Origin of the sequence: Micromonospora sp. ALFpr18c (assembly GCF_008868155.1) — a bacterium.
Taxonomy (GTDB): domain Bacteria; phylum Actinomycetota; class Actinomycetes; order Mycobacteriales; family Micromonosporaceae; genus Micromonospora.
This window is the reverse complement of record NZ_WBKR01000397.1, coordinates 1-1,140: the sequence shown is the minus strand read 5'-3', so window position 1 is coordinate 1,140 and position 1,140 is coordinate 1. Positions and strand designations below refer to the sequence as shown.

At 70.7% G+C, this 1,140-nt stretch carries 2 protein-coding genes; both read left to right on the top strand.

Annotation, left to right across the window (positions count from 1 at the left end; all coding sequences use genetic code 11):
- Positions 1-44: 44 nt before the first annotated feature.
- The gene (locus tag F8271_RS31385; RefSeq protein WP_151493389.1) at positions 45-689 is read left to right on the top strand and encodes an alpha/beta fold hydrolase; all 645 of its coding nucleotides are present in this window, start codon (positions 45-47) and stop codon (positions 687-689) included.
- Between the two features lie 210 nt (positions 690-899).
- Positions 900-1,136, top strand: a complete 237-nt coding sequence (locus F8271_RS31380; RefSeq protein WP_151493388.1) for a hypothetical protein — start codon at positions 900-902, stop codon at positions 1,134-1,136.
- The last annotated feature ends 4 nt before the right edge of the window (positions 1,137-1,140 follow it).

Below are 1,140 nucleotides of genomic sequence, written 5' to 3'. Positions count from 1 at the left end.
CTGACCGGTGCCGGCTGTCGTACCCGCCTGGGAGGCTGCGGGGCATGGCGACTTTCGTTCTGATCCACGGCGGCGGTGGCAGCGCCTGGGACTGGCGTCTTCTGGTCCCTGAGCTCACCCGCCGCGGCCACGACGTGGTGGTGCCGGAGCTGCCGATCGAGGACAGCTCGGCGGGGTTCGCCGAGTTCGCCGAGACGGTGGTGAGCGCGATCGGCGACCGGAGCGACCTCGTGGTCGTCGGGCATTCGTACGGCGGGTTCACCGCGCCACTGATTGCCGCCAGGCTGCCGGTACGACTGATCGTCCTGCTCACGCCGATGGTCCCCACGCCCGGCGAGAGGCCCGGGGACTGGTGGTGCAACACCGGTTACCGCAGCCCGGAAGGGCTCAGCGAGGAGCAGCAGTTCTACAACGGTGTGTCCGCCGAGATCGTGGCGGAGGCGGCGGCCCACAGCCGCGACCAGGTCAGCGCGGAAGGAGACGAGCCGTGGCCCCTGGACGCCTGGCCGGACGTGCCGACGAAGGTGCTCATCGGCCGCGAGGACCGGTTCTTCCCGGTGGACTTCCAGCGCCGGGTGGCCGCCGACCGACTCGGCGTCACGCCGGATGAGATCGACGGCGGCCACTCGGTGGCGCTCAGTCACCCGACGCATCTCGCCGATCGGCTCACCGCGTACCTGCTGGACTGAAGGGCGCCAGCTCGCCCCATCCACGGTGCACCGTCGAAGATATCGACGAGAGGTGTAGTCCGAGTTTGCCGGGGGCAAGACTCCGCACATGGAGGGAACGGCAGGGGGCGAGGCGTACCCGCTCGGCCAGCGGTGCCGACCCGGCGAGTCGGACCGGGCACGACTGTTGGCAGTCCTCGGGTGATACGGCTCAGGCACAGCCTGCCCGCGGTGGCGGTCGGGGCGGTGGCACTTGGCGCAGCACTGGGCGCCAACCCCGCCCACGCCGAGCCGCCGCTGCCACTCCCGTTGCCGTTGCCGTTGCCGACCAGTCTCGAGCCGGTCGACCCCACCACCGCACCGACGATCACCAAGACTCTGCTGCCCGACGTGATCGAGACGCCGCTGACCGGTGCCGGCTGTCGTACCCGCCTGGGAGGCTGCGGGGCATGGCGACTTTCGTTCTGATCCC